Source organism: Priestia sp. 10L35 (assembly GCF_056395685.1).
This window is the reverse complement of sequence record NZ_JBFTKA010000059.1, coordinates 1-411: the sequence shown is the minus strand read 5'-3', so window position 1 is coordinate 411 and position 411 is coordinate 1. Positions and strand designations below refer to the sequence as shown.

Here is a 411-nt window from a genome sequence, read left to right as displayed (position 1 = left end):
GGCCCGAGAATCTTCAGCAACTTGTCCGGCGACGGCGCGCCTTGCTGTTGTTGCAACTGGCCCTTTTCATCCATGTAGAAAATCGCCGGGGTGGCGGCCAGTTCCAGGTCTTCCATCAACTTCATGTTCGCCGCCAGTTTCGCCTGAACCGCCGGTGGTACGTCCTTCAAGGCCTTGAGCGAGCTGCCCTTGCCGGATTTCTCGTGTTCTTCCAGGGCTTTCTGCGGGTCCTTGGCGGCCAGCAGCGCGGCGGATTTGCCGGGGCTGTCTTCGCGRATRATRCCGACCATGATGTGCCGCAGCTGCACCTTGCCGGCCTGGACCCACGGCCGTGCCTGTTCCCAGAACATGTTGCAGTACGGGCAGTTCGGGTCGCTGAACAGGTAGACGACCCGTGGTGCGTCCTTATTG

At 61.3% G+C, this 411-nt stretch carries 1 protein-coding gene; it reads right to left on the bottom strand.

Annotated features, from left to right (window positions below; translation table 11 throughout):
* The coding region (gene dsbG / locus AC1DEF_RS29265; protein ID WP_477727747.1) for a thiol:disulfide interchange protein DsbG at positions 1-411 on the bottom strand (411 nt) is incomplete at both ends.